The 25,463-nt window shown below is 70.7% G+C and carries 24 protein-coding genes and 1 tRNA gene; 12 read left to right on the top strand and 13 right to left on the bottom strand.

What is annotated here, in order from left to right; all coding sequences use genetic code 11:
- Positions 1-31 precede the first annotated feature (31 nt).
- Positions 32-604: a 2'-5' RNA ligase family protein gene (locus ABZ796_RS13275; RefSeq protein ID WP_357337398.1), complete on the top strand. Its 573-nt coding sequence runs from the start codon at positions 32-34 to the stop codon at positions 602-604.
- Here the strand turns inward: ABZ796_RS13275 and ABZ796_RS13270 are convergent.
- The 3 genes from ABZ796_RS13270 to ABZ796_RS13260 all read right to left on the bottom strand — a co-directional run bounded on the left by ABZ796_RS13270 (position 568) and on the right by ABZ796_RS13260 (position 2,816).
- A complete protein-coding gene (locus ABZ796_RS13270; protein ID WP_357337397.1) occupies positions 568-1,422 on the bottom strand; it encodes a DnaJ domain-containing protein in 855 nt (284 codons plus the stop codon). The two genes, ABZ796_RS13275 and ABZ796_RS13270, sit on opposite strands and share 37 nt — an antisense overlap.
- Before the next feature lie 166 nt (positions 1,423-1,588).
- Positions 1,589-1,664: transfer RNA gene (locus ABZ796_RS13265), tRNA-Gly, on the bottom strand.
- A gap of 57 nt (positions 1,665-1,721) precedes the next feature.
- Positions 1,722-2,816, bottom strand: coding sequence for a hypothetical protein (locus ABZ796_RS13260; RefSeq protein ID WP_357337396.1), 1,095 nt, complete (start codon positions 2,814-2,816; stop codon positions 1,722-1,724).
- A gap of 100 nt (positions 2,817-2,916) precedes the next feature.
- Here ABZ796_RS13260 and ABZ796_RS13255 point away from each other — a divergent pair, with 100 nt between their 5' ends.
- The 3 genes from ABZ796_RS13255 to ABZ796_RS13245 all read left to right on the top strand — a co-directional run bounded on the left by ABZ796_RS13255 (position 2,917) and on the right by ABZ796_RS13245 (position 7,236).
- The gene (locus tag ABZ796_RS13255) at positions 2,917-3,879 is read left to right on the top strand and encodes a tyrosine-type recombinase/integrase (RefSeq protein ID WP_357337395.1); all 963 of its coding nucleotides are present in this window, start codon (positions 2,917-2,919) and stop codon (positions 3,877-3,879) included.
- Between the two features lie 107 nt (positions 3,880-3,986).
- Positions 3,987-5,570: a GMC family oxidoreductase N-terminal domain-containing protein gene (locus ABZ796_RS13250; RefSeq protein ID WP_357337394.1), complete on the top strand. Its 1,584-nt coding sequence runs from the start codon at positions 3,987-3,989 to the stop codon at positions 5,568-5,570.
- A 52-nt stretch (positions 5,571-5,622) separates the two neighbouring features.
- Entirely contained in the window at positions 5,623-7,236 is a 1,614-nt protein-coding gene (locus ABZ796_RS13245; protein WP_357337393.1) for an AMP-binding protein, read from the top strand.
- A 21-nt stretch (positions 7,237-7,257) separates the two neighbouring features.
- Here the strand turns inward: ABZ796_RS13245 and ABZ796_RS13240 are convergent, their stop codons facing one another.
- Genes ABZ796_RS13240 through ABZ796_RS13230 form a run of 3 tightly spaced genes read right to left on the bottom strand, consistent with a single transcriptional unit; the run spans position 7,258 to position 9,233 of the window.
- Positions 7,258-8,025 carry a zf-HC2 domain-containing protein gene (locus ABZ796_RS13240; RefSeq protein ID WP_357337392.1) on the bottom strand — a complete coding sequence of 256 codons (768 nt, stop codon included), beginning with the start codon at positions 8,023-8,025 and terminating at the stop codon, positions 7,258-7,260.
- A complete protein-coding gene (locus tag ABZ796_RS13235) occupies positions 8,022-8,540 on the bottom strand; it encodes a sigma-70 family RNA polymerase sigma factor (protein ID WP_357337391.1) in 519 nt (172 codons plus the stop codon). Before ABZ796_RS13235 ends, ABZ796_RS13240 begins: the two co-directional genes overlap by 4 nt.
- A 21-nt stretch (positions 8,541-8,561) precedes the next feature.
- Complete coding sequence (locus ABZ796_RS13230; protein WP_357337390.1) at positions 8,562-9,233, bottom strand: YceI family protein; 672 nt, start codon at positions 9,231-9,233, stop codon at positions 8,562-8,564.
- 143 nt (positions 9,234-9,376) lie between these two features.
- On the opposite strand from ABZ796_RS13230, the gene ABZ796_RS13225 reads away from it, so the two are divergent.
- Complete coding sequence (locus ABZ796_RS13225; RefSeq protein ID WP_357337389.1) at positions 9,377-10,561, top strand: acyl-CoA dehydrogenase family protein; 1,185 nt, start codon at positions 9,377-9,379, stop codon at positions 10,559-10,561.
- A gap of 29 nt (positions 10,562-10,590) precedes the next feature.
- Here the strand turns inward: ABZ796_RS13225 and ABZ796_RS13220 are convergent, their stop codons facing one another.
- Positions 10,591-11,472 carry a diiron oxygenase gene (locus tag ABZ796_RS13220; RefSeq protein ID WP_357337388.1) on the bottom strand — a complete coding sequence of 294 codons (882 nt, stop codon included), beginning with the start codon at positions 11,470-11,472 and terminating at the stop codon, positions 10,591-10,593.
- 66 nt (positions 11,473-11,538) lie between these two features.
- Here ABZ796_RS13220 and ABZ796_RS13215 point away from each other — a divergent pair, with 66 nt between their 5' ends.
- Together ABZ796_RS13215 and ABZ796_RS13210 are read left to right on the top strand one after the other, a co-directional pair.
- Positions 11,539-12,219 (top strand): TetR/AcrR family transcriptional regulator, encoded by a 681-nt coding sequence (locus tag ABZ796_RS13215; RefSeq protein WP_357337387.1) that lies wholly within the window; start codon positions 11,539-11,541, stop codon positions 12,217-12,219.
- Positions 12,216-12,491 (top strand): DUF4873 domain-containing protein, encoded by a 276-nt coding sequence (locus ABZ796_RS13210; RefSeq protein WP_357337386.1) that lies wholly within the window; start codon positions 12,216-12,218, stop codon positions 12,489-12,491. Before ABZ796_RS13215 ends, ABZ796_RS13210 begins: the two co-directional genes overlap by 4 nt.
- A 23-nt stretch (positions 12,492-12,514) precedes the next feature.
- Here the strand turns inward: ABZ796_RS13210 and ABZ796_RS13205 are convergent, their stop codons facing one another.
- Positions 12,515-13,276: a sulfite exporter TauE/SafE family protein gene (locus ABZ796_RS13205; protein ID WP_357337385.1), complete on the bottom strand. Its 762-nt coding sequence runs from the start codon at positions 13,274-13,276 to the stop codon at positions 12,515-12,517.
- Positions 13,276-13,974, bottom strand: coding sequence for an FCD domain-containing protein (locus ABZ796_RS13200; RefSeq protein ID WP_357337384.1), 699 nt, complete (start codon positions 13,972-13,974; stop codon positions 13,276-13,278). The genes ABZ796_RS13205 and ABZ796_RS13200 overlap by 1 nt, the downstream gene beginning before the upstream one ends.
- A 109-nt stretch (positions 13,975-14,083) precedes the next feature.
- On the opposite strand from ABZ796_RS13200, the gene ABZ796_RS13195 reads away from it, so the two are divergent.
- The 3 genes from ABZ796_RS13195 to ABZ796_RS13185 all read left to right on the top strand — a co-directional run bounded on the left by ABZ796_RS13195 (position 14,084) and on the right by ABZ796_RS13185 (position 18,154).
- Complete coding sequence (locus tag ABZ796_RS13195; protein ID WP_357337383.1) at positions 14,084-15,412, top strand: SLC13 family permease; 1,329 nt, start codon at positions 14,084-14,086, stop codon at positions 15,410-15,412.
- Between the two features lie 5 nt (positions 15,413-15,417).
- Positions 15,418-16,587: a CoA transferase gene (locus ABZ796_RS13190; protein WP_357337382.1), complete on the top strand. Its 1,170-nt coding sequence runs from the start codon at positions 15,418-15,420 to the stop codon at positions 16,585-16,587.
- A 73-nt stretch (positions 16,588-16,660) separates the two neighbouring features.
- A complete protein-coding gene (locus ABZ796_RS13185) occupies positions 16,661-18,154 on the top strand; it encodes an MFS transporter (RefSeq protein WP_357337381.1) in 1,494 nt (497 codons plus the stop codon).
- 7 nt (positions 18,155-18,161) lie between these two features.
- On the opposite strand, the gene ABZ796_RS13180 is transcribed toward ABZ796_RS13185, so the two are convergent.
- Entirely contained in the window at positions 18,162-19,295 is a 1,134-nt protein-coding gene (locus ABZ796_RS13180; RefSeq protein WP_357337380.1) for a DUF418 domain-containing protein, read from the bottom strand.
- A gap of 96 nt (positions 19,296-19,391) precedes the next feature.
- On the opposite strand from ABZ796_RS13180, the gene ABZ796_RS13175 reads away from it, so the two are divergent.
- Together ABZ796_RS13175 and ABZ796_RS13170 are read left to right on the top strand one after the other, a co-directional pair.
- Positions 19,392-19,871 (top strand): OsmC family protein, encoded by a 480-nt coding sequence (locus ABZ796_RS13175; protein WP_357337379.1) that lies wholly within the window; start codon positions 19,392-19,394, stop codon positions 19,869-19,871.
- Positions 19,872-19,924: 53 nt separating this feature from the next.
- Positions 19,925-21,628, top strand: a complete 1,704-nt coding sequence (locus ABZ796_RS13170; RefSeq protein WP_357337378.1) for an AMP-binding protein — start codon at positions 19,925-19,927, stop codon at positions 21,626-21,628.
- A 16-nt stretch (positions 21,629-21,644) separates the two neighbouring features.
- Here ABZ796_RS13170 and ABZ796_RS13165 read toward each other — a convergent pair whose 3' ends face one another.
- From ABZ796_RS13165 to ABZ796_RS13155, 3 genes are all read right to left on the bottom strand, one after another.
- Entirely contained in the window at positions 21,645-22,412 is a 768-nt protein-coding gene (locus tag ABZ796_RS13165; protein WP_357337376.1) for a thioesterase family protein, read from the bottom strand.
- Positions 22,409-24,049, bottom strand: coding sequence for an AMP-binding protein (locus tag ABZ796_RS13160; protein WP_357337375.1), 1,641 nt, complete (start codon positions 24,047-24,049; stop codon positions 22,409-22,411). Before ABZ796_RS13160 ends, ABZ796_RS13165 begins: the two co-directional genes overlap by 4 nt.
- Before the next feature lie 65 nt (positions 24,050-24,114).
- Positions 24,115-25,431, bottom strand: coding sequence for an MFS transporter (locus ABZ796_RS13155; protein ID WP_357337373.1), 1,317 nt, complete (start codon positions 25,429-25,431; stop codon positions 24,115-24,117).
- Positions 25,432-25,463: the final 32 nt, after the last annotated feature.

Below are 25,463 nucleotides of genomic sequence, written 5' to 3'. Positions count from 1 at the left end.
ATCGATGCGACCTGAACGTGAGAATCCGGACATGAGCAGATCCTCGGCCGGGCACTCGGTGCTGGTCGTCCCCGTGCCCGTGCTGGAGACGTACGTCCTGGGGCGGACGCGCCACTACGACGACTCGTTCGTCTCGGCCGACCCTGCGTTCGTGCACGCGCACATCACGCTGCTCGCACCGTTCCTGAGCTCGCCCACGACCGACGATCTGGAGCGGATCGGCAAGATCGCGACCGCGGCGGCTGCGTTCGACTTCCGGCTCGACGAGGTACGTGTCTTCGCCGGTGGCACGATCTACCTGCCTCCCGAGCCCGCGGAGCCCTTCGCGGCGCTGACCGCCGAGCTGAGTGCGGCGTTTCCGCAGTGCCCGCCGTATGCCGGGCTCTTCGACCCGGTGCCGCACCTGACCGTCGACCACCTCGCCGGGGGAGTGGACCTCGCCTCGACACGTACGTCCCTGGAGCCGTATCTCCCCGCGCGATGTCGTGCCGACCGGGTCAGCCTGCAGTGGTACGAGAACCACGGCTGCCGGACCATCGCCGAGTGGCCGCTGGGCGGATCACCGGGTCAGGGCGAAGGTGCGGAGACCGCCTGCATCACGTAGCCGATGGCGACGAGCATCGTCAGGCTGCTGATGGCGATGCCCGCGACCGCGGCCCAGCGGCCGCGACGCTTGTCGTCGGCGGTCCGGGCCAGGCCGATGATGCCCAGGATGAAGCCGAGCGGGCCGCACATCAGCACGCTGGCGAGCAGCGAGGCGACCGAGACCGCGTCGAGGGGCACGGAGTAGAGCGACCAGGCGTTGGCCGGCTTGTCCGCCGCCGGCGCGGTCTGCTGCTGCGGGGGCGCCGGCTGAGGATTCGCGGGCTGGCCGACAGGCTGCTGGCCGGCGGGCTGCGGAGGAGGCGGCTCGGCCATCCGGCGAGGAGGCTTCGTGGCCGCGGGCCGCTGCCGGGAGGAGAGCGCGGAGTTCGCCGACCGAGCCTGCCGGGTGGCCTGGCGCAGCCTGGTGGCCGACGGGCGCACCCGAGCGGGTGGCGGCACCGGGGCCGGGGAGCTGCTCCCGGGCGCCGGGGTCGGCCGGGGAGTGGTGGCACCCCACTCTGCTCGCCAGCGCCGGTCGCGGCTGAACGGCGGGCCACCAGGAGAAGCTGACGCGGGCGCCTTCCCGGCGGAACCTGGGGACGCGGCCTCGCGGCGGCGGCGGGCGAGCTCCTCGTCGAGGGTGGCCCTCGCGACCGGGTCCAGCAGCACGTCGCGCGCCCGGTTGATGCGCATCATCAGCTCGCCGTCGGCAGCGCGGCCGCCACGGTCGGGGTGGAACTGCTTGGCGAGCTCACGATGGCGAGCCCGGACGGCCGCGTCGTCCGCGTCCGGACCGATCTCGAGCACGGCATAGGCGTCGATGAACTTCCCGCTCATTCAACGCCCCCCACGCACGGTCCTTCGGTTGTCGGCCTCGCCCCCAGGCTCATCCACACCTGGTGCCTGAATCCCAGAACATTGAAATCCTAGAGCAGTCGCGGCGAGATGCTGGTTTCGCCACGGGAAATTGATCGAGGGCCGCCCGATGGGGCGGCCCTCGATGTGGAGCGGACGACGAGGCTCGAACTCGCGACCTCAACCTTGGCAAGGTTGCGCTCTACCAACTGAGCTACGTCCGCTTGCGAGAAGAACAGTAGCGGATGTCGTCCGTTCAGCTCCAACTGGGGTCCCGCGTGTCACGCACCTTCGTCGGGGACATCCGGAGACGGCGTACGCCGCTCGATCTGCTCCAGCAGCTGCGCGACCTGGGCCTGGTGTGCTGCCCGCAGATCCTCGAGCCGCTCGCTCGCGTGGGTGCGCTCGCGGTCCAGCTCGGCGCGGGTGGCGTCGCGATCCGCCTTCGCCGCCGCCTCGCTCCCGCGGAGGTCGGCCACCTGGTCCCGCAGGGCGTCGTTCTGCTCACGGGCGGCGTCGCGCTGCGTACGCAGACCGGAGATCGTCGCCTCCGCGCTCGCCGCCGCCTTCTCGGCGGCCTTCTTCTCGGCGATCAGCTGCTCCTGCAGCCGCGCCATCGCCTTCTCGGCATGGTCGGCGCGCGCGGTCTCGCTCCGCCTGTGCTGCACGGCCGAGGCGTGCTCGGCCTGGAGCTTCTCGAGCTTCTCGGCCAAGGCATCGCGGGCCGAGGCGGTCTCATCGACGCGCTTCTCCAGCGCGTCGATCGTCGCGGAGGCGGTCTTCGCCGCGGCAGCAGCCTCGGACTCGGCTCTCTCCAGCGCCGCCTGGGCGGCCTGACGGGACTCCTCGGCGGCGGTCGTGGCCGACAGCGCCTCTCGCAGGATCTCGGCCGATCGCTCCGACTCCTCCAGCGCCTCTGCCGCGGCGGCATCTGCCTCGTCGCGCTCCGCCTCGGCCGTACGCTGCGCCTGCTCGGCGCGCACGGCACGAGCACTCGCGGCGGCGATCTGCTCCTGGGCCTCGCTCTGCACCGTGGCGATCTGGGCCTCGGCGGCGGTGAGGTCGCCGAGCGTACGCAGCTCGTCGAGGGCCTTCGGGAGCTGGTCGAGGAACCTGTCGGCGAGCTGGGTCAGCTGGGTGGTGATCTCCGCGGCCCGCTGCTGGGCGGCCTGCACCGGTCGCGCGGTCTCCTCGGGGTCGCGCGTCTCCACGAGCCGCTGCAGGCGCTTCCGCTCGCGCCAGGCGGCTGCCCGGTTGTGGGCGGGGTCGTCGCAGTACTCCGGCGGCCGGCCACTCCCGCTCTCTGACGCCGCTGCGGGCAGCGGACAGCCGGGGAACCGGCAGAGCTTCTCGTCGACCACTATCGTTTCCGTCATAACGTCAGCATAGCGTGACGAAAGACGTAACGAATACTGAAGTGCGTCCAAGTGAGATCCAGATGGGCGGCACAACATAACTGGCATTATGATGTGTCCCATGAGCACCGTCGAACGCCGTCCGCAGACCCCCACCACAGAGGTCGCGGTGACGGAATCCGTCAGAGAACTGTTCCTCGAAGACCTCCGGGAAGTGCCCCAGGAGAAGAGGGCCGAAGCGCTCGCCAGACGGTTCCTGCTCTCCTACGCCGGACACACCCGCGCCGCGTACGGCCGAGACCTCGCCGACTGGTTCGGCTGGTGCGCCGCCCTGGAGATCGACCCGCTCGCCGCCAACCGGGCGATGGTCGACGGCTACGCCCGCCATCTGGAGACCCGGCGGAGCCCGGCGACGATCGCTCGACGACTCTCCGCGGTCGCCGGCTTCTACCGCTACGGCGTGGCGGAGGACGTCCTGACCGCCTCGCCGGCCGAGCACATCAAGCGCCCCAAGACGAGCAATGACTCCCAGACCCTGGGCATGGACAGGGGAGAGGCGCGAGCCTTCCTCGCCGCCGCTCGGGAGCACTCCACCCGCGCCGCCGCACTGGTGACGCTGCTGCTCCACGACGGCCTGCGCATCTCCGAGGCCCTGGGGGCCGATGTCACCGACCTCAGCCACTCCCGCGGCCACCGCATCCTGACGATCACCCGCAAGGGCGGTGCTCGGCGCGACGTCGTCCTCAACCCGGCGACCTCACAGGCGCTCGACGCCTACCTCGACGCCCGAGCCGACGGCCCGGTCTTCATCACCGGCACCGGCAACCGCTGGCACCGCTCCGAGGCCTTCCGGCTGATCCGCAAGCTCGGCGCCTCGGCCGGCATCGAGCACGGCGACAAGCTCTCCCCACACAGCCTGCGCCACACCTTCGTGACCCTGGCCCGTGAGGCCGGCGTACCTCTCGAGGACGTCCAGGACGCCGCCGGCCACGCCGACCCCCGCACCACCCGCCGCTACGACCGCGGCCGCCACAACCTCGACCGCCACCCCGCCTACGCCCTGGGCGCCTTCCTCGCCGACTGACACCAGCCTGACCGTCGGCACGAGCTCGCTCGCTCAACCCCTCCCCAACCCCACCGTCGCAGCGGTAGCCTTCGAACGCCCGTCAACGCTGACGAAGGAGATCCGGTATGAGCCAGGAACTGACCAGCGACTACGTGGTGGTGGGGGCCGGATCGTCGGGGGCGGTGCTCGCGGCGAGACTCAGTGAGGACCCGAGCGTCCAGGTCACGCTGCTCGAGGCCGGGCCGCGCGACAAGAGCATGAACATCCACATCCCGGCGGCGTTCTCGAAGCTCTTCCGGACCGAGCACGACTGGGACTACTCCACCGAGCCGCAGCCGGCGCTCGGCGGGCGGCGGATCTACTGGCCGCGAGGGCGGATGCTCGGCGGCTCGTCCTCGATGAACGCGATGATGTGGGTCAAGGGGCTCCAGGCCGACTACGAGGAGTGGGGCGCGGCTGCCGGGCCCGAGTGGGGCTGGGACGCTGTGAAGAAGGCGTACGCGAAGCTCGAGGACGTCGAGGACGCCACCGCGCTCGACGGCACCGGTGGTCCGGTCCGCGTCGAGCGCCAGCGGAGCCCCCGCCCCTACACCGAGTCGTTCCTCCAGGCCGCCGAGCAGGCCGGTTACCGGCGCGGGCGGGCCAACGGCCCCAACCCCGAGGCGTACGTCGAGACGATGGTCACCCAGCGGCGGGGGATGCGGTGGAGCACCGCGTCGGCCTACCTCAAGCCCGCCGCCAGGCGCGCGAACCTGAACGTGGTGACCGGCGCGCTGGCGTCACGCGTGACCTTCGACGGCACCCGCGCGACCGGGGTCGAGGCCGTCGTCGACGGCACGCAGACGAGGATCACCGCGCGACGCGAGGTGATCCTGTCCGGCGGCGCGATCAACACGCCGCAGCTGCTGATGCTCTCCGGGATCGGGCCGGCGGCACAGCTGAAGGATCTCGGCATCGATGTCGTCCGTGATGCGCCGGAGGTGGGGGAGAACCTCTCCGACCACCTCGTCGCCGGCATCGGCTGGGAGGTCGAGCAGGGCTCGCTCGCGACCGCTGAGTCGCTCCGCAACCTGGGCAACTACCTGCTGCGCAGACGCGGGATGCTCACCTCCAACGTCGGCGAGGCGTACGGCTTCATCCGCTCGCGCCCCGACCTGGAGGCGCCCGACATCGAGATGATCTTCGCCCCGGTCGGGTTCTTCGACGAGGGTCTGGTGCCGTTCGTGGGGGAGGCGGTCGTCGCCGGTCCGATCCTCGTCGACCCGGCCAGCCGCGGCAGCGTCACGCTCGCCTCCAAGGATCCGGCCGCCAAGGCGGTCATCGACCCGCGCTACCTCGCCGACCCCGAGGGCCGGGACCGCGCCGCGATGGTCGAGGGCGTCCGGGTGGCGCTGGAGATCGCCTCCCAGCCCGCGCTCAAGCCGTTCCTCGGCAAGTTTCTGCGGCCCGACGTACCGGTGGGTTCGTCCGCCGACGAGGTCGCCGACGCACTCCTGGCGCGTCACGCGCACACCCTCTACCACCCGACCGGAACCTGCCGGATGGGCACGGACGAGGCCAGCGTGGTCGACCCCCGGCTGCGCGTACGCGGCGTCGAGGGCCTCCGCGTCGCCGACGCCTCAGTCATGCCCAGGATCGTGCGCGGCCACACCAACGCCCCCGCGATCATGATCGGCGAGCGTGCCGCGGAGCTGATCGCCGGCGCCTGACACGCTCAGCAGGTCCGTTGAACCCGCCCGTGACTCAGGTCACACTGGTCGCATGACGGATTCCTACGCTGCCGGAGAGACCACCACCCCGCTGCTGGAGGAGACGATCGGGGCGAGCTTCGACCGCACCGTCGCCCGGTTCGGCGACCGGGAGGCGCTGGTCGACCTCGGCTCCGGCCGAAGGCGCTGGACGTACGCCGAGATGAGCCGTGACGTCGACACGCTGGCCGTCGGGCTGCGCAAGGCCGGGATCGGGAAAGGTGACCGGGTCGGCATCTGGGCGCCCAACTGTGCGGAGTGGACGCTGACCCAGGTGGCGACCGCGAAGATCGGGGCGATCCTGGTCAACATCAACCCTGCCTACCGCACCCACGAGCTGGCGTACGCCCTGACGCAGTCGGGCGTCCGCCTGCTCGTCTCCGCCCCCGAGTTCAAGACGTCGGACTACCGGAGCATGGTGGCCGCGGTCCGCGGCGACTGCCCCGACCTCGAGCAGACCGTCTTCATCGGTGACCCTGAGTGGACCGCCCTTCTCGAGTCAGGCGCCGGGGAGCGGCTGGCCGACCACGTCACCTACGAGCTGAGCCCCGAGGACCCGATCAACATCCAGTACACCTCGGGCACCACCGGCTATCCCAAGGGCGCCACGCTGAGCCACCGCAACATCCTCAACAACGGCTACTTCACGACCGAGACGATCGGCTTCACCGAGAACGACCGGCTGGCGATCCCGGTGCCCTTCTACCACTGCTTCGGGATGGTCATGGGCAACCTGGGCTGCATCACCCACGGCGCCACCATGGTCATCCCGGGCCAGGCCTTCGACCTGGCCGCCACCCTGAAGGCGGTCCAGGACGAGCGCTGCACGGCCGTCTACGGCGTACCCACGATGTTCATCGCGATGCAGAACCACCCCGACTTCGCCACGTTCGACCTGAGCACGCTGCGCACCGGGATCATGGCCGGCAGCCCGTGCCCGGTCGAGGTGATGAAGCGGTGCGTCAACGAGATGCACATGAGCGAGGTCTCGATCGCCTACGGCATGACCGAGACCTCGCCGGTCTCGACCCAGACCCGGCGCGACGACGACCTCGAGCACCGCACCGCCACCGTCGGCCGGGTTCATCCGCACGTCGAGGTGCGCGTGGTCGACCCCGTCTCGGGCGCGGTGCTGCCCCGGGGTGAGGCCGGCGAGCTCCAGACCCGCGGCTACTCGGTGATGCTCGGCTACTGGGCCGACGAGGAGAAGACGCGGGTCGCGATCGACGCGGAGGGCTGGATGCACACCGGCGACCTCGCGGTGATGAACCCCGACGGCTACTGCAGCATCGTCGGCCGGATCAAGGACATGGTCATCCGCGGCGGCGAGAACATCTACCCGCGCGAGATCGAGGAGTTCCTCTACACCCACCCCGACGTCGAGGACGTTCAGGTGATCGGCGTCCCCGACGAGAAGTACGGTGAGGAGCTCTGTGCCTGGGTCCGCCTGCGCCCCGGCGCCGAGCGGATGACGGCCGAGACCCTGAGGGCGTACGCAGCCGGCAAGCTCGCCCACTACAAGATCCCGCGCTACGTCCTGATCGTCGAGGAGTTCCCGATGACCGTGACCGGCAAGGTCCGCAAGGTGGAGATGCGGGAGAAGACGGTCTCCGAGCTCGGGCTCTAGGGGCTCTAGGAGTTCAAGAGGTCAGGTCAGCGAGGCCGCCGCCACCGCGGTGTCCTTGCCGACGAGGGTGATCTCGACCCGCTCGACGTCGGTGATCGGCAGCGCGGAGGAGGCGTCCAGCCCGAGCGTCTCCCCACCGGACCAGGTCCACGACCCGGCGACGGTGCGCGACCCGTCGCGGCCGACGAGCACCAGGTCGTATGTCACCGGCTCGCCCTGGTAGTCCGACGACGCCGGCGTCTTCCCGGGCTTGGGCGGGTAGTGGCAGCTCCAGTTGAGCTTGGTTCCCCAGGACGTCGGGGTGACGACGAGCTGGGCCCACATGTCGACGCTGCCCACGGGCCGCAGATCGACGGTGCGTACGTTCGCACCCGCAGAACCCGTCGGCGTGGCGGAGGTCGAGGGGGCCGCGGCCGGCTGCTGGGTGCCGTCACGACCGAGCAGCAGGCCACCGATCGCCGTACCGCCCGCGAGCAGGACGACCGCGGCGGCGACCGCGAAGGCCCGGCGACGCCGCCGCGACCTGCGTACGGCCCCGGCCAGCTCTGCCAGCGGCGGCGTCGCCACCTCCGCGGCAGGCTCCTCGAGCAGCTCCACGGCCTCCTCGCGGGAGAGCGCGCCGAGCAGCCCGGGCATCCCGGCGAGCTCGGCGACGGCGTCGCGGCACAGGCCGCAACCGATCAGGTGTCGCTCGAAGGCCCGCCGGTCGCTCGGGCTCAGCGCGCCGAGCACGTAGGAGGCGTCCCAGTCGGCGTACGTCTCGTGTGCGGAGGCGTCCAGGTCGTTCATGAGGTGACCCCCTTCTCTTGCAGCGCGAGACGCAGGGCTCGCAGACCGTAGTGCAACCGAGACTTGACCGTGCCGGGCGGGATGTCGAGCTCGTGGGCGAGCTCGGCGACCGACCGGCCGCCGTAGTAGGCCCCGACCACCACCGCCCGGTGCTCGGGGGAGAGGGCGAGCAGAGCGTCGGCGACGACCCAGGAGTCGAGCACCGCCTGGGTCTCGTCGGCCCGGCTCTGCTCGGGTGGCGACTCGGCGGCGTACTCCCGCTTCCGGCGCGCGCTGCGCAGGTCGTCGATGACGAGGTTGCGGGCGGTGGTGAACAGCCAGGCGCGGACGCCCTCGTCGGGCCGCTGCAGCACGTCCGGGTTGCGCCAAGCGCGCAGCAGCGTCTCCTGCACCACGTCGCGCGCCTCCTCGGCGTCACCGGTGCGGCGTACGACGTAGCGGTAGAGCGCCTCGGAGTGGGCGTCGTGCACTGCTACGAGCAGCTCGTCCTCCGCACCCATGTCGCCTCCTCGCACCCAGGATCCCAGAGTCCCGGATCAGGCCTTGGCCAGGTCGAGGGAGAACTCGACGCTGCCGGTGTCCTCCACCTTCACGAAACCGAGGTTCGGTGCCTCGACGCCGAAGTCGGCGAAGGTGATCGGCACGCTCCCGACGACCTGCAGGGTGCTGGCGCCGTCACCGCCGACCTGGGCGTCTACGGTCACCGACCTGGTCTCGCCGTGCACGGTGAGGTCACCGACGAGCTCGACCTCGGTGGCACCCTCCTCGAGAGCGGCGGGCTCGGTCAGCTCGAAGGTGGCGGTCGGGAACTTCTCGGCCTCGACCGCGTTGTCGCGGAAGTAGCCGTCCCGGTTGCCGGAGTCGGTGGCGATGGTGGCCACCTTCACCTCGATGCTCGCCTCGGTGACCTCGCCGTCGGCGATGGTGACCTGGCCGGTCACGTCCTCGGTGCGGCCGGTGACGGTGACGTCCTCGCCCTGGAGCACCTCGTCGAGGCGGTAGCCGGCGTAGGAGCCGTCCGAGACGGTCCAGGTCCCGCTGCTGTCGGCGCCGTCCGCGGGTGCCGCCGACGCGCTCAGGCTGGGCTTGTCCGCGGCGGCGTCCTCGGCGTGGTCCGCGTACCAACCGGGTCCGAAGATCGCTGCGACGCCTGCGACCACGACCACTGCCGCACCGACCCCGACTGCTGCTTTCGTACGTGTCCGCACGCCGTTTCCTCTCGCCTGGAGGCTGACCCGATGCCGGCCTTCACCTCTACTACGGAGCTCTGTCGCGAACGGTTCAAACGAGTGTCCGTGACGGGTGACACAATCGGCGGGCGCCCTCGATCGAACCCCAAGGAGACTCCACCATGCCCCAGACCCCGCTCGAGCTCTTCGGCACCGAGGCCCTCATCGGCGATGAGGACCGCGCGATCCGCGACACGGTGAGATCCTTCGCGGAGAAGGAGATCAAGCCGCACCTCGCCGACTGGTTCGAGGCGGGCTCGGTGCCGGTCAAGGAGCTGGCTCCCGAGCTCGGCAGGCTCGGTGTTCTCGGCATGCACCTGGAGGGCTACGGCTGCGCGGGCACCAGCGCCACGGCGTACGGCCTGGCCTGCCTGGAGCTCGAGGCCGCCGACTCCGGGATCCGCTCCCTGGTCTCGGTGCAGGGTTCGCTGGCGATGTTCGCGATCTGGAAATGGGGGAGCGAGGAGCAGAAGCAGGAATGGCTGCCGCGGATGGCGGCCGGCGAGGCGATCGGCTGCTTCGGGCTCACCGAGCCCGACTTCGGCTCCAACCCCGCCGGGATGCGCACCCGGGCGCGCCGCGATGCCTCGGGCGACTGGATCCTGTCCGGCACCAAGATGTGGATCACCAACGCCCCGGTCGCCGACGTCGCGGTCGTCTGGGCCCAGACCGACGAGGGCACGGAGGGCAAGGGGATCCGCGGGTTCGTCGTCCCGACCGACACCCCGGGCTTCTCCGCCCCGGTGATCAAGCAGAAGCTGTCCCTGCGGGCCTCGGTCACCGGCGAGATCGTCCTCGACGACGTACGCCTCCCTGAGGCCGCAGCGTTCCCCGAGGTCAGGGGGCTGAAGGGGCCGCTTTCCTGCCTCAACGAGGCCCGTTTCGGCATCGTCTTCGGCGCCGTCGGCGCCGCCCGTGACTGCCTCGAGTCCGCCATCGCGTACGCCGCCTCCCGCGAGATCTACGACAAGCCGCTCGCCGGCTACCAGATCACCCAGACCAAGCTGGCCGACATGACCCTCGAGCTCGGCAAGGCCATGTTGTTGGCGCTCCACCTGGGCCGGCTGAAGGACGAGGGCACCCTCCGCTCCGAGCAGATCTCCCTGGGCAAGCTCAACAACGTCCGCGAGGCCATCGCCATCGCCCGCGAGTGCCGCACCATCCTCGCCGCCGCGGGCGTCACCCTCGAGTACCCGATCCTGCGCCACGCCAACAACCTCGAGTCCGTGCTGACGTACGAGGGCACCAGCGAGGTCCACCAGCTCATCATCGGGCAGGCGCTCACGGGGCAGTCCGCCTTCCGCTGACCCCGGGGCGACGGAGCGGCGAGCGGGCGTCAGTCGCGCGGCAGCAGGAACGAGGCCCGCCAGAGCTTGCGGTCCTTCGCCGAGACCATCCCGTGCTCGGTGAGGTACGGCATCATCTTCTCGCCCATCCAGGCCAGGGTGGCACGGTAGTGCTCGTTGCCGAGCGCCTCACGGCGGGCGGCCATCGGGTCCAGCCCGACGGCCGCGTAGCAGTCCGGGTGGACCAGCGAGCGGGCCATCACATAGGCCGAGCGGGCGGTGAGGTTCTGATGGAGCCGGAGCTGCGTACGCCCGATCTTCTGCGACATCGCCGCGGCCAGCTCCTCGCGGGCGAAGGTGACGTGGCGGGCCTCCTCGGTGACGTGGATGCGGGAGGCCATCCGGGTCAGCGGCTGGCAGCGCTCGTCCTTCATCAGCTCGCGCTGCCACCGGTCGAGCGGCTCCTCGCCGACCAAGGTCGCGGAGAAGACGCTGGGCCCGTGCAGCAGCGGAGCGAGCTTGCCGATGCGCAGGACGGCGGGCCGGGGTGCGTACGCCGGTGCGCCCATCGCCGCGATCGCCCGGCCGAACATCACCGAGTGCCGGGTCTCGTCGCCGATCTCGGTCAGTGCGTACTGGGTCCGCGCGGTGCGCGGGTCCGCCCCGTAGACCTCGCGGAGCAGCAGCTGCATCAGCAGCACCTCGAACCACAGCCCGACGCTCATGATGCTGGCCACCTCGTGCCGGGAGAGCTCGATCTGCTGCTCCGGGCTGAGCCGGTCCCAGGCCGGGGTGCCGTAGAGGGAGACGCGCTCGGGCTGCATCCACCACAGTCCCTCGACGGGCGCGGCGTCCCAGTCGAGGTCGACCTCCGGGTCGTAGGACTGACGCGCGGTGGAACGCAGGAGCCGCTCGGAGGTCGGGTCGGCCATGGTCATTCTTCTCCCTGCTGAACTATGTGTTACCAAGAGTTACGGATAGTTGCTAGAGTGCAGGACATGACACGGAACGTCAAGGACGACGGCCGCTCCTCGCGCTGGGACTCCCACCGGGAGAACAGGCGGGCAGAGCTGGTCGCGGCTGCCGTACGCGCCGTCGACGCGGTCGGCGCCGAGGTCTCGATCGCCGACATCGCCGCGGAGGCCGGGGTCAGCAAGCCGGTGCTCTACCGCTACTTCGCCGACAAGGCCGAGCTGCACGGAGCGGTGGGGATGTGGGCCGCGCGGCAGATCCTCGACGCGGTGGTCGACGCCGTGCTCGCCCCGGCGCCGACCCGCGAGCGCGTCGAGGCCGGGGTCGCGGCGTACGTCGAGACGATCGCCGGCCACCCCAACGTCTATCTGCTCCTGGTGCGCCAGCACACCGGCGGCACCGACCCGCTCGCGGACGGCAAGCAGCTCATCGCCGCGACCTTGGCGCGTCTGCTCGGTGACACCTTCGGCCGCCTCGGCGTCGACGCCGCCGGCGCCGAGCCGTGGGCCCACAGCCTGGTCGGGATCGGTGAGTCGGCGGGCCAGTGGTGGCTAGACCGGCGCACCATGTCCCGCGCCGCCTTCACCCGCTATCTCAGCGAGTTCGTCTGGCATGCGCTGGCCGGCACCACCGCCGAGTACGGCGTCGACCTGAACGCCCTGGACCGTCCCGAGATCGTCACCCCGCTGCGAAAGAGCCCCCGATGAGCGAGCACGAGCCCCAGCACCTCTACGACGGTCCCGCCCGTCTCGAGTCCGAGCACGGCACCTGGGAGGTCGACGTCGCGCTGCGCGGCGTCTTCCAGCCGATCGACGGCCACTTCCACTGGTACGGCCGGGTCGGCACGGCCCTCGACGATGTGCGCAACGGCCAGACCGTCACCGTCCGCACCGACCACGGCGAGGCCGAGGGGAAGCTCTCCGACATCGACCCCTGGGGACGGTTCCGGGTCTCCGGGACGGGGAAGCCTCCGTTCTGACCCCGCGCGGGTCGCGAGGGACCTCAGCGCACGAGCATCAGCGCCGCCGCGCCGATCCCGACGACGACGATCAGTGACCGCAGGACCGTGGCCGGCAGTCGCCGGCCGATGTGCGACCCGACGTACCCGCCCACGACCGAGCCTGCGGCGAGCAGCCCGACGGCCAGCCAGTCGAGCTCGGCGATGGCCAGGAAGATCACCGTGGCGACCACGTTCGAGGCCATCACCGCGAACGTCTTGAGCGCGTTGACCGTACGGAACTCCAGGTCGGTTCCGAGCCCGAGCACGGCCATCATCATCACCCCCGACCCGGCACCGAAGTAGCCGCCGTAGACGCCGGTCAGCGTCGCGAACACCTTGGTGAGCCCCGAGATCCGTACCCTCGGCTCGTCATCGGCGGCGTGCTGGCGCAGGAAGCGGCTCAGCCGCGGCTGCACCCCCACGAGTACACAGGTCCCCAGGATCAGCCACGGCACGACCGCCTCGAAGACCGATCCCGGCAGCCACAGCAGCAGCAACGACCCCACGACGCTGCCGCCGGCGGCGGTGATCAGCACCGCGGTGGTCACCCCCGGATGCTCGGCCAGCTCGCGCCGGTAGCCGAAGGAGCCGCTGAGCCCGGCCGGCGTCATCCCGACCGTGTTGGAGGTGTTGGCCACCACCGGTGGGAGGCCGACCGCGACGAGGACGGGGAAGCTGAGCAGCGAGGCGACACCGACGGTGGAGGTGAGGATGCCCGCACCCAGGCCCGCGGCGAGCACCACGAGCTGATCCAGCCAGGTCATCAGTCGCGGAGCAGCGCGACGTCGCTGACGAGCATGACGTGGCCGTGCATCGCGGCTGCCGCGGCTTCGGCGTCACCCGCGGCGATCGCGTCGGCGATCTTCTGGTGGCCGGCGAGCGAGGTCTTGGGACGGTCGGGCTGGGAGAGCGACTCGATGCGGGTCTCGCGGATCAGCTCGCTGATCTCGGACATCATCTGCTCGAGCAGAGGGGAATGGGCGGCCTGGGTCACCGCCCGGTGGAAGAGCTCGTCGCCGTGGACGCCGCGGCCACCGCCCGCGATGTCCTCGTCCATCGCCTTCAGCGCCGCGTCGATATGGTCCAGGTCCTCCTGCGTACGCCGGCGTGCGGCCAGCGCGGCGATCTTCGTCTCCAGCGCGTCGCGCGCCTCGATGACGTCGGGGATCCGCTCCGCGTGCGCCCGGATCGCATCGGTGATGCGCTCGACCCGCGGCTTGTCGGTCAGCACCGTCCCGTCGCCGTGGCGCACCGCGACGACGCCGATGACCTCGAGCGCGACCAGCGCCTGGCTCAGGGTCGCCCGGCTCACGCCGAGGCTGGTGGCGAGCTGTCGCTCCGGCGGCAGCCGGTCTCCGGACTTCAGATCGTTCTCCGAGATCCAGGCCGTGATCTGCTCCGCAACCTGCTCGTACAGGCGGGTTCGCTGCAGCGGACGTGGAAAGCGCGCGGACTCACTCATGGCTACAGGGTATTGACGTTCGGCTGATTGTCCTATTGGCTAGGCCACTGAGCCGACGTGATGCGAGTCACACAGGTGCCAGACGGGGGCCAAACAGAAGGGAAATCCGATGGGACCGGAATGGGTGGCGATCATCGCGTTGGTCGCCTTGTTCGTGGCCGGCACGTTGCTGCCGATCAACATGGGTGCGCTGGCCTACGTCGCAGCGTGGCTGGTCGGGATGTTCGCGCTGAACCTCGACGAGAAGGAGATCCTGGCCGGGGTCAGTGCCGACCTGATCCTGACGCTGATAGGAGTGACCTATCTGTTCGCGATCGCGAGGAACAACGGCACGGTCGACCTGATCGTCAGCAGCGCCGTACGCGCGGTGGGCGGCAGGGTCGCCCTGATCCCGTGGGTGATGTTCGGCGTGACCGCGCTCCTGACCGCCATGGGAGCCGCCAGCCCGGCGGCCTGCGCGATCATCGGGCCGGTCGCGCTCGGGTTCGCGGGCCGCTACAAGATCAACGCGCTGATGATGGGCATGTTCGTCGTGCACGGCGCCCAGGGCGGCGGCTTCTCGCCGATCAGCATCTACGGCACGATCACCAACTCGGTCATGGTCGACAACGGCCTGCCCGCCAGCGAGATGACGGTCTTCCTGGCCAGCCTGGTGGTCAACCTGATCATGGCGACGATCCTGTTCTTCGCCCTCGGTGGGCGAGCGCTGATGGGCATGCGGCTCGACCCCGACGAGGCGGCCAGCGCCGCCGCCGGCGTACCGGGTGAGCTGAACGAGGGCGGCGTGACCGTCCCGGCCCGCGGCTACGGCACCCTCGCCCCGACCGGGACAAAGCCCGGCATCCGCACCGAGCAGGTCCTCACCCTGGCCGCCTTCGTGATCGTCGCCGCCGTCGCCCTGTTCTTCGACAAGAACATCGGCTTCGCCTCGATCACCGCGGCGACCGTCCTCGCGGCGCTGTCGCCGAGCCAGCACAAGGACGCCATCCGCCAGATCGCCTGGCCCACGGTCCTCCTGGTCGCCGGCGTCTCGACGTACGCGACGATCCTGAACACCGCCGGAGCGCCGGAGTTCGTGGGTGGCTGGGCGGCCGGCCTGGGTGTCGCGACCATCGGCGCGCTCATCCTCTGCTACGTCGGGGCGGTCGTCTCCGCGTTCGCCTCCTCGACGGCGCTGCTCCCGATCATCATCCCGATCTCGGTGCCGCTGATCGCCGAGGGCGGGATCTCCGCCGCCATGTTCGTGGCCGCGCTGGCGATCTCGTCGACGATCGTCGACGTGAGCCCGTTCTCCACCAACGGCGCGCTGATGCTGGCCAACCGGCCAGAGTCCATCACCGAGGAGCGCTACTACAAGCAGATCCTCGGCTACAGCGTCGTCGTGGTGCTCGTCGGTCCCCTCCTGGTCTGGGCCACCATGGTCCTCCCGGGCTGGTGACGGGCATGCGTGGACCGCTCGACGACGTCGTCGTCCTCGACCTCTCCCGCGCCCTGGCCGGGCCGCACGCCGCGATGATGATGGGCGACCTCGGTGCCCGCGTGATCAAGGTCGAGGCGCCCGGGCACGGCGACGACACCCGAGGCTGGGGCCCGCCGTTCGTGGGGGCGGAGGGGCAGCGGGAGGCGACGTACTTCCTCTCGGCCAACCGCAACAAGGAATCGATCACCCTCGACCTCAAGGACACCGACGACAAGGACGTCCTGCTGCGCCTGGTCGACCGGGCCGACGTGCTCGTCGAGAACTTCCGCACGGGCGTCCTGGACCGGCTCGGGCTCGGCATCGACGAGCTCCAGGCCCGCAACCCGCGCCTCGTCGTGCTCTCGATCACCGGGTTCGGCCACGACGGCCCCGAGGGTGGGCGGTCCGGTTACGACCAGATCGCGCAGGGCGAGGCCGGCCTGATGTCGATCACCGGCTCCGGCCCCGACGATCCCCAGCGGGTCGGCACGCCGATCGCCGACCTGCTGGCCGGGATGTACGGCGCCTACGGTGTCCTGGCCGCTCTCCACGAGCGCGACCGCACCGGCCGCGGCACCGTCGTGCGCACCTCGCTGCTCTCCGCCGTCGTCGGCGTCCACGGTTTCCAGGGCACCCGCTGGACCGTGGCCGGCGAGGTCGGCCGCGCCCAGGGCAACCATCACCCGAGCATCTCGCCCTACGGCCTGTTCCGCTGCGCCGACGGGACCGTGCAGATCGCGGTCGGGAGCGAGGGGCTGTGGCGGCGGTTCTGCACCGCCTTCGACATCGCGCCCGACCTCGAGGGGATGGCCACCAACCCGGAGCGAGCGGCCAACCGGGAGAAGGTCGTCGAGCTCGTCGAGGCGCTCTTCTCGCCCTGGCCGGCCGAGGAGCTGCTCGCCAAGCTCGCCGACGCCGGTGTCCCGGCCGGCAAGGTGCGTTCCCTGGACGAGGTCTACGCCTGGGAGCAGACCGCCAGCCAGGGTCTGCTGATCGACGTCGACCACTCCACGCTCGGCCACCTGACCCTCCCCGGACCGCCGCTGCGGTTCTTCACCGACGGGGCGGAGGTGACTCCCACCGACCACGCCGCGCCGCCCACCCTCGACCAGCACGGCCCCGGGCTGCGTACGTGGGTGGCGGACCAGCCCTGAACGAGGAGACGCGGGGCGCCTGGCTGGGATACTGCTGATACCGCGTCTTGCCACCGAGAGAAGGAGCCCGATCATGCAGGACTCTGCGAACGATCGGGCTCCTCTCCGTCTGGGTACGGCCCGCGGCCGCTGGGTGCTGGCGACGACGGTGCTGGGCTCCGGCCTGGCGTTGCTCGACTCGACCGTCGTCAACGTCGCCCTCGGCCGGATCGGGGAGGATCTCGACGCGGGCTTCTCCGGGCTGCAGTGGACGGTCAACGCCTACACGCTGAGCCTCGCCGCGCTGATCCTCCTCGGCGGTTCCCTCGGCGACCGCTTCGGCCGGCGCCGGGTGTTCCTCATCGGCGTGGTCTGGTTCGCGGTCGCCTCGCTGCTGTGCGGGCTGGCTCCCGACATCGAGCTGCTGATCGCCGCGCGGGGGCTGCAGGGAGTCGGCGGCGCCCTGCTGACGCCGGGGAGCCTGGCGATCATCGCGGCGTCGTTCCACGTCGACGACCGGCCCGCAGCCGTCGGCGCCTGGTCGGGTCTCAGCGGCGTCGCGGCCGCGGTCGGACCGCTCGTCGGCGGCTGGCTGGTCGAGATCGACTGGCGGCTGGTGTTCCTCATCAACGTCCCCGTCGCGGTGCTCATCGTCGTCGTCGCGTTGCGCCACGTCCCGGAGAGCCGGGACCCGGACGCCGGTGGCAGGATCGATCTGGCCGGCACGCTGCTCGCCGCAGCCGGGCTCGGGGCGCTCACCTTCGGGCTGACCCGGGCGGGTGAGGTGGGCTTCGCCGGGACCGTCGCGGCCGGGGTGGCGGCCGGAGTCGCCTGCCTGGTCGCCTTCGTGGTCGTCGAGGCCCGCTCGACCCACCCGTTGGTCCCGCTCGAGCTGTTCCGCAATCCTCAGTTCAGCGCGGCCAACGCCGTCACCCTGCTCGTGTACGCCGCGCTCGGGGTGATCTTCGTACTGCTCGTCCTCCAGCTCCAGATCGTCAGTGGCTGGTCGCCCCTCGCCGCGGGCTCGGCCCTGCTGCCGGTGACGGTGGTGATGCTGCTCTTCTCGTCACGTTCGGGCGCGCTGGCGCAGCGCATCGGGCCGCGCCTGCCGATGACCCTCGGGCCGCTGCTCGCGGCCGGCGGCGCACTCTGGATGGGCCGGATCGGCCCCCAAGCGGCGTACGTCCCCGACGTGCTGGCCCCCGTCCTGCTCTTCGCCATCGGGCTCACGCTGCTGGTCTCGCCGCTGACCGCCACCGTGCTCGACGCCGCGGACGACCGGCACGCCGGCATCGCCTCCGGCGTCAACAACGCGGTCGCCCGGACCGCCGGGCTGCTGGCCGTCGCGGTCGTCCCGGCGGCGGTCGGGATCGCCGGCGACTACACCAACCCGCAGACCTTCGACGAGGGCTACGGCATGGCGATGATCATCAACGCCGGTCTCCTGCTTCTCGGCGCGGCGCTCGCCGCGGCCTTCGTACGGCGCCCGCTCGCCGCCGCAGCCGAGCCCGACGAACACCGGGTGCACATCGAGACCTGTGTGCACTGTGGCGTGAGCGGTCCCCAGCTGCACCCGGCCGACCACTGAGATCGGGTCACCGCCGATAGGTCACCCGCCGCACCAGCGTCTCGAACGGCCCTCGGCGCTGCGCACGGCTCATCCGCTGGGCGACCACGACCGTGACCAGCCAGGTCACGACGGCCAGCAGCGCGGTCGAGGTGACCGTGAGGTCGTCGGAGAGGTCGAGGAGGAACGGGGTGAAGGTCACCGCCCACACCGGCGACTGCATCAGGTAGCACGTCATCGATCGCTGACCCGTGGCCGCGAGCGCGTCCACCACCGCACCGCGCCGATGGCTGATCCGCTCGGCGAGGAGCGCGATCAACGCGGCGTACCCGAACCCGCCGAGCACTCCGGTGGCGCTGTGCAGGGCGCCGAGGACCGCGAGATCCTCGGCGGAAGGCACCCCGCCGATCCCGGCGAGCGGCAGGGCCACCGGCTGCGCGCCGAGCACGGCGGCCCCGACTCCCACGACTGCTGTCACCGTCAGCAGCACCCTGTGCAGGTCCGGCCGCTCCAGAGTGCGCCGGCGCCCTGCCCACAGGCCGACCAGGAACGGGCAGGCGAACCCGAGCGGCCCGAGGAACGCGACGAACAGGACGGCGGCACCGCGGTCGGTCACCATCGAGACCAGGTCGGCCGGTAGCAGGGACCCGTCCGGCGCAGCGGTCGAGAAGGCACCGGGGCTCGGCAGCGACGTCATCACGAAGAACAGACCGGCCACCGCGAGCACCCACCTGTCACGCCAGAAGACGGCCCAGGCGCCCACCAGCAGCAGGATCCCGTACATCGCCAGGATGTCGCCGGCGTAGAAGAGGAGGCCGTCGATCACTCCGACGACGATGAGCACCGCGCTGCGTCGCCACAGCAACCGGCGTACCGTCGGCCGGCCCGAGGCCGCGTTGCGCCGAACCAGGTGTGCCACCCCGTAGCCGAACAGCAGCCCGAACATCGGGAACGCGCGGCCGTCCACGAAGGTGGCGATCAACCACGACACGGCGCGGTCCGCGGCCGACCCGTCCAGCGGGAACCCTCCCAGGTAGTCCTGCCCGCGCAGGAAGTAGTGGGAGTTCGCGAGCGCGATGAACAGCAGCATCACCCCGCGGGCCAGATCCGGCCCCAGCGCGCGGGCGGTCAGCGGCGTCGGCTCGGACGCGACGGTGGTCATGTTCCGATCGAAACAGAGCATCGCGGCAGCGGGCATCAGCCCAGGGGATCCACCGTCCCCGACTTTGGTCTGCGCGTACGGCACTAGGGTGCGGACATGGCACTGACCCACGACTACACGGTCTCGGTGGAGTGGACGGGCAACCGTGGCACCGGGACGAGCGGCTACCGCGACTACGCCCGGGACCACGTCGTCCGCATCGAGGGCCTGCCCGACATCCTCGGCTCAGCCGACCCGACCTTCCGCGGCGACGCGAGCCGGCACAACCCCGAGCAGCTGCTGCTGACCTCGCTGGCGCAGTGCCACATGCTCTCCTACCTGCATCAGGCGGTGACGGTGGGCGTGGTCGTCCTCGACTACCACGACGCCGCGACCGCCACCATGGAGACGCAGGGGACCGGAGGCCGGTTCACCCGCGCCGTGCTGCACCCGGTCGTCACGGTCGCGGACGCTGCGATGATCGAGGCCGCCACCTCCGCCCACCACCAGGCCCACCTGGACTGCTTCATCGCGAGCAGCGTGAACTTCCCCGTCGAGGTCGAGCCGACCGTGATCGTCGGTGGGCTGAAGTCTTAGCCCCCTCTTCCGGGGGTAGGGCGGGGTCGGTGTCCGCGACCATGATGACCGCCATGACTGGATCGACCTCGACCGACGCCCTGCTTGCCGCCCGGGACGCGCTGATCGCCCAGCGTCTCGACTACGCCGGGGCGCTCGACACCTTCCGCTGGCCCGACGTCGGGGCGAGCTTCAACTTCGCTCACGACTGGTTCGACCCGATGGCTCGGGGCAACGACGCTCCGGGGCTGGTCATCTCCGAGTCGGACGGGTCGAGGGCTGCGTACTCCTTCGACGAGCTGGCGCGTCGCTCGAACGCGGTGGCGCGCTATCTGAAGCGGCTCGGCGTCGGATCCGGCGACAGCGTGGTCGTCATGCTCGGCAACCAGGTCGAGCTGTGGGAGACGATGCTCGCGGCGATGAAGGTCGGTGCGGTCCTGATGCCGACGACGACGGCGGTCGGCACCGCCGAGCTCGTCGACCGCCTCGCCCGGGGCCGGGCGAAGGCCGTGGTCTGCAACGCCGAGGACACCGACAAGTTCGATGAGGTTTCCGGCGACTACGTGCGGATCAGCGTGGGGGAGCGGGAGGGCTGGCACGGCTACGCCGCGACTGCCGCCGAGGCCCAGGAGCCGGTCGAGCACCCAGGAAACGCCACCACCGACGCGCTGCTGCTCTACTTCACCAGCGGCACCACGAGCCGTCCGAAGCTGGTCGAGCACACCCACTACACCTACCCGGTCGGGCACCTGACGACGATGTACTGGCTCGGTCTGCGCCCCGGCGACGTCCACATGAACATCTCCAGCCCCGGGTGGGCCAAGCACGCCTGGTCGAACTTCTTCGCGCCCTGGCTCGCGGGCGCGACCGTCTTCGTCCTCAACTACGCGCGCTTCGAGGCGGCCACGCTGCTGCAGCGGATCCGCGAGGAGCACGTGACCAGTATGTGCGCCCCGCCGACCGTGTGGCGGATGCTCATCCAGGCCGACCTCAGCGGCGGCCGCGGCTCGCTGCGCGAGGCGATCAGTGCCGGTGAACCGCTCAACCCCGAGGTGATCAGCCAGGTTCAGCAGGCGTGGGGCCTGACCATCCGGGACGGGTTCGGGCAGACCGAGATGACCGCGACGATCGCCAACAGCCCGGGCCAGCCGGTACGTCCGGGCTCGATGGGCCGGCCGCTGCCCGGTGTCCCGGTCGTGCTCGTCGACCCGATCGAGGAGACCGTGATCGAGGGGCCGGGTGAGGGCGAGCTGTGCCTGGACCTCTCGCAGCAGCCCGCCACGCTGATGACCGCCTACCGCGACGACGAGAAGCGCACCGCCGACGCGATGCGCGGTGGCTTCTTCCACACCGGTGACGTCGCCAGCCGCGACGAGGAGGGCTACATCACCTACGTCGGCCGCACCGACGACGTCTTCAAGGCCTCCGACTACAAGGTCTCGCCCTTCGAGCTGGAGTCGGTGCTGATCGAGCACCCCGCGGTGGCCGAGGCGGCGGTCGTGCCCGCCCCGGACCCGGTGCGGCTCGCCGTGCCCAAGGCGTACGTCTCCCTCACCGCCGGCCACGAGCCGAGCGCCGAGACCGCCCGAGCCATCCTCGAGTTCGCCCGCGACCACCTGCCGCCCTACCTGCGCGTGCGGCGGCTGGAGTTCTTCGACCTGCCCAAGACGATCTCGGGGAAGATCCGGCGCGTCGAGCTCCGGACCCGCGAGCAGGAGGTCGTCGACCAACGACCGCCGGGGGAGCACCGCTACGAGGACTTCTTCACGCGCAGCTAGCCGGGGGAGGAGGGCGTCACGGACGCACGGTCAGGCACTGCGTACTGATGCCGAAGGCGCCCTTCTCGTCGTGGAGCACGGTGGTGGTCACGCCGGCACCGTCGGGACCGAACGAGACCGTCGTGTCGAGCCCCAGCCAGCCCTGCACCGGTGCGCGGAACAGGTGCGCAGTCAGGTCGAGGTTGGGGAAGGCGACCGCCTTGGGGTCGACCCGGACGGCGACGCCGTTGGTGATGTCGAGCAGCCCGGCGACCTGCGCCAGCCGACTCACCTCCTCGTCGGCCACGATGGGGTGCGGTGTACGCACCCAGGTCTGGGCCCGGCCCGGACCGAGGTGGTGGCGCCGCACCTCGACCGAGGCGATGAAGCCTCCGGGCCACAGCGAGGTCATGTCCCACACCGGCACGTCGTCCGGCGCCGGCATCGGCGCGTGGTGGGTGCCCTCGAGCTCCGCGGTCGGGTAGGCGGTGGTCAGCCAGGCACGGAGCAGCACGACCGGCCGGCCGCCGTGGCTCGCCCGCGCCTCGACGAGCTCGATGGTGCGCCCGGCCCGGAGCACGGTGACCTCCACGTCCACGGGCTCGAGCGGGATCGTGCCGAGGATGTCGTAGCTGAACCGGGTGACCTGGAGCCCGTCCTCACGGCGGCTGTCGCGATCGCGTTCGACCTCGTGCGCGAGCACGCCCAGCAGGGTGGAGATGTGCTGCGTACCCGGATCCCAGGCACCGCCGACGTGCGACGTCGGGGTGAAGGTCTGGGGACCAGTCCGGTGCCAGTACGTCATTCGGCGGCTCGCAGGCCGAGCAGAGCGACGCTCTGCTCGCGCATGTCGATCTTGCGGACCTTGCCGGTCACCGTCATCGGGAACTCGTCGACCAGCAGCACGTAGCGCGGCGCCTTGTAGTGCGCGAGCTTGCCGCTGGCGAAGGCGCGGACGGCGTCGGCGTCCAGCGGCTCGGCGCCGGGGCGCATCCGGATCCAAGCGCAGAGCTCCTCGCCGTACCTCTCGTCCGGAACACCCACGACCTGGGCCTCGGCGATGTCGGGGTGGGTGAAGAGGAACTCCTCGATCTCGCGGGGGTAGATGTTCTCCCCGCCCCGGATGACCATGTCCTTGATCCTTCCCACCACCACGCAGTAGCCGTCCTCCCGCATCACGGCCAGGTCGCCGGTGTGCATCCAGCCGTCGGCGTCGATCGCGTCGGCAGTCTTGGTCTCATCGTCCCAGTAGCCCAGCATCACCGAGTAGCCGCGGGTGCAGAACTCACCCGCCGCGCCGCGGGGGACCACCTCGCCGGTGGCCGGGTCGACGATCTTGACCTCGACGTGCGGGGCGGCCTGGCCGATCGTCTCGGTGCGCCGCTCGAGGTCGTCGTCGGTGCGGGTCTGGCAGGAGACCGGCGAGGTCTCGGTCATCCCGTACGCGATCGCGACCTCGCTCATGTGCATCTCGCTGACACACCGCTTCATGACCTCGATCGGGCACAGCGCGCCGGCCATGATCCCGGTGCGCAGCGTGGAGAGGTCGTAGGACGCGAAGCCCGGGTCGTCCTGCATGGCGATGAACATCGTCGGTACACCGTACAGCGCCGTGCACCTCTCGTCCTGCACCGTCTGCAGTGTCGTCGCCGGGTCGAAGCCGGGGCCCGGGATGACCATGGTCGCGCCGTGGGTGGTGCAGCCCAGGTTCGCCATCACCATGCCGAAGCAGTGGTAGAAGGGCACCGGGATGCAGAGCCGGTCCTGCTCGGTGAAGTGGATCGTCTCGGTGACGAAGAAGCCGTTGTTCAAGATGTTGCGGTGCGACAGGGTCGCGCCCTTCGGGAAGCCCGTGGTCCCGGAGGTGTACTGGATGTTGATCGCGTCGTTCGGGTCCAGCGGGTAGTCGACGTGGTCGGCCAGCCGCTCTCCGCGGCCGGCCGCGAGCAGCGCGTCCCACTCCGGCGTACCCAGGAAGACGGTCTGCTCCAACGCACCGCAGTCGCCCTCCACCTCGCCGACCAGGGAGACGTAGTCGCTGGTCTTGAACGCCGTCGCGCTGATCAACAGCCGCACGCCCGACTGGTTGAGCGCGTAGGCGAGCTCGTGGGTCCGGTAGGCGGGGTTGATGTTGACCAGGATCGCGCCGATCTTGGCCGTGGCGAACTGGACCATCGTCCACTCGGCGCAGTTGGGAGCCCAGATGCCGACGCGGTCGCCCTTGCCGATGCCGGCCTTGCGGAGGCCGACCGCGAGGGCGTCCACGTCGGCGTCCAGCTCGGCGTAGGTCCAGCGTCGTCCGGTGGCGATCTCGACGAGCGCCTCACGGTCTCCGTGGCGGGCGACGGTGCGCTCGAAGTTGGCCCCGATCGTCTCCTCGAGCAGCGGGACGTCGATGTCGCCACGAGCCGACGACGCGGTGATGGATGAGGTCTCGGTCATGCCGCGAGCATGACCGAGACCGTGGTGGCAGCCACACCCCCGAAGGAGGGTGAGCGGGTGCCGGATCAGGCGATCGCGGGCTCCGCGTCGAGCTCCACCCTGCTGGTCTCCTTGGCGACCAGCAGACACACGACGCTCAGCAGCGCCAGGGCGGTGAGGAAGTAGGCGATCCCGTCGGTGCCCCATCGGGCCAGCAGGTCCTCGGCGATGACGAGCGGGACGGCGCCGCCCAGGATGCCGGCGATGTTGTAGCCCAGCCCGGCGCCGGTGTAGCGGTACTTCGCCTGGAACATCTCGGGCAGGAACGCCGCGATCGGACCGTAGTTGAGGCCGAGTACGCACAGCAGCAGGCTGTTGCCGAGGGCGAAGCTCGCGAAGCTGCCCGGCTCCATGACCCCGAAGGCCAGCGGACCGGCGACGATGCCGAAGGCAGCGCCCAGGAGCAGGACCGTCCGGCGGCCGAGCACGTCGGAGAGCCACGCGGAGGCGATGACGGTGATGCTCATCGCGAACGCGGCGACGATCACCCCGAGCAGCGCCTGGGTCATGCTCAGGCCGAGGGTGCCGACCGCGTGGGCGACCATGAAGCTCGCGCCGGTGTAGAAGGCGCCGAAGACGATCGCCATGATTCCCCCGCCGAGCAGGACCTGGCGCCACTGGTCCCGGATGCAGCCGAGGAACGGCAGCGAGCTGCGGTTGCCCGCCGACTGCAGCTTCTTGAACGACGGGGTCTCGGCGACGTTGAGCCGGACCCAGAGGCCGACGCCGACCAGGACGGCGCTGGCCAGGAACGGGATCCGCCAGCCCCAGGCCGCGAACGCGTCGGGCTCCATCAGCCGGAAGGTGGTGAGCATGGCGCCGGCGGCGATGATCAGGCCCAGGCTGGGACCGAGCTGCGGGAACATGCTGTAGCGGCCGCGCTGGCCGTGGGCGGCGTACTCCGTGGTGAGGAGGGCGGCGCCGGCCCATTCGCCGCCGAGCGCGATGCCCTGCAGGGCGCGCAGCAGCACCAGGATCACCACGGCGCTCTTCCCGATGGACTCCACGCTCGGGATGAGGCCGATCACGAACGTCGAGGTGCCCATGATCAGCAGCGTCGTGATCAGGGTGGCCTTGCGGCCGATCCGGTCGCCGTAGTGGCCGAAGAGGATCGCGCCGAGCGGCCGGAAGACGAACGCGACACCGAAGGTCGCGATCGAGGCCAGGGTTCCCTCGGGGCCGCCCATGGACGGGAAGAAGATGGCGTTGAACACCAGAGCTGCCGCGAGTCCGTAGATGAGGAAGTCGTAGAACTCGATGGTGGTGCCGGTCAGTGACGCCGTCGCGACGCGGCGCATGGTGCGCCCGTCGACCTCGGCTCGGCTAGCCGCGATTTGGGCCATGATCGTGCCTCCTACTCGGATTGGTGAACCGA

The sequence above is a fragment of the Nocardioides sp. NPDC047086 genome (assembly GCF_040643685.1).
Lineage (GTDB): Bacteria > Actinomycetota > Actinomycetes > Propionibacteriales > Nocardioidaceae > Nocardioides.
This window is presented reverse-complemented; position numbering and strand designations above follow the sequence as displayed.

Bases quoted from the DNA above. Each gene is read 5' to 3' on its own strand.
- ABZ796_RS13175 (WP_357337379.1), top strand. From the start codon at position 19,392: ATGGCACTGACCCACGACTACACGGTCTCGGTGGAGTGGACGGGCAAC.
- ABZ796_RS13260 (WP_357337396.1), bottom strand. From the start codon at position 2,816: ATGACGGAAACGATAGTGGTCGACGAGAAGCTCTGCCGGTTCCCCGGC.
- ABZ796_RS13240 (WP_357337392.1), bottom strand. From the start codon at position 8,025: ATGAACGACCTGGACGCCTCCGCACACGAGACGTACGCCGACTGGGAC.
- ABZ796_RS13185 (WP_357337381.1), top strand. From the start codon at position 16,661: ATGCAGGACTCTGCGAACGATCGGGCTCCTCTCCGTCTGGGTACGGCC.
- ABZ796_RS13155 (WP_357337373.1), bottom strand. From the start codon at position 25,431: ATGGCCCAAATCGCGGCTAGCCGAGCCGAGGTCGACGGGCGCACCATG.
- ABZ796_RS13215 (WP_357337387.1), top strand. From the start codon at position 11,539: ATGACACGGAACGTCAAGGACGACGGCCGCTCCTCGCGCTGGGACTCC.
- ABZ796_RS13225 (WP_357337389.1), top strand. From the start codon at position 9,377: ATGCCCCAGACCCCGCTCGAGCTCTTCGGCACCGAGGCCCTCATCGGC.
- ABZ796_RS13180 (WP_357337380.1), bottom strand. From the start codon at position 19,295: ATGACCACCGTCGCGTCCGAGCCGACGCCGCTGACCGCCCGCGCGCTG.
- ABZ796_RS13255 (WP_357337395.1), top strand. From the start codon at position 2,917: ATGAGCACCGTCGAACGCCGTCCGCAGACCCCCACCACAGAGGTCGCG.
- ABZ796_RS13275 (WP_357337398.1), top strand. From the start codon at position 32: ATGAGCAGATCCTCGGCCGGGCACTCGGTGCTGGTCGTCCCCGTGCCC.
- ABZ796_RS13270 (WP_357337397.1), bottom strand. From the start codon at position 1,422: ATGAGCGGGAAGTTCATCGACGCCTATGCCGTGCTCGAGATCGGTCCG.
- ABZ796_RS13205 (WP_357337385.1), bottom strand. From the start codon at position 13,276: ATGACCTGGCTGGATCAGCTCGTGGTGCTCGCCGCGGGCCTGGGTGCG.
- ABZ796_RS13190 (WP_357337382.1), top strand. From the start codon at position 15,418: ATGCGTGGACCGCTCGACGACGTCGTCGTCCTCGACCTCTCCCGCGCC.
- ABZ796_RS13200 (WP_357337384.1), bottom strand. From the start codon at position 13,974: ATGAGTGAGTCCGCGCGCTTTCCACGTCCGCTGCAGCGAACCCGCCTG.
- ABZ796_RS13220 (WP_357337388.1), bottom strand. From the start codon at position 11,472: ATGGCCGACCCGACCTCCGAGCGGCTCCTGCGTTCCACCGCGCGTCAG.
- ABZ796_RS13160 (WP_357337375.1), bottom strand. From the start codon at position 24,049: ATGACCGAGACCTCATCCATCACCGCGTCGTCGGCTCGTGGCGACATC.
- ABZ796_RS13165 (WP_357337376.1), bottom strand. From the start codon at position 22,412: ATGACGTACTGGCACCGGACTGGTCCCCAGACCTTCACCCCGACGTCG.
- ABZ796_RS13245 (WP_357337393.1), top strand. From the start codon at position 5,623: ATGACGGATTCCTACGCTGCCGGAGAGACCACCACCCCGCTGCTGGAG.
- ABZ796_RS13250 (WP_357337394.1), top strand. From the start codon at position 3,987: ATGAGCCAGGAACTGACCAGCGACTACGTGGTGGTGGGGGCCGGATCG.
- ABZ796_RS13170 (WP_357337378.1), top strand. From the start codon at position 19,925: ATGACTGGATCGACCTCGACCGACGCCCTGCTTGCCGCCCGGGACGCG.
- ABZ796_RS13195 (WP_357337383.1), top strand. From the start codon at position 14,084: ATGGGACCGGAATGGGTGGCGATCATCGCGTTGGTCGCCTTGTTCGTG.
- ABZ796_RS13210 (WP_357337386.1), top strand. From the start codon at position 12,216: ATGAGCGAGCACGAGCCCCAGCACCTCTACGACGGTCCCGCCCGTCTC.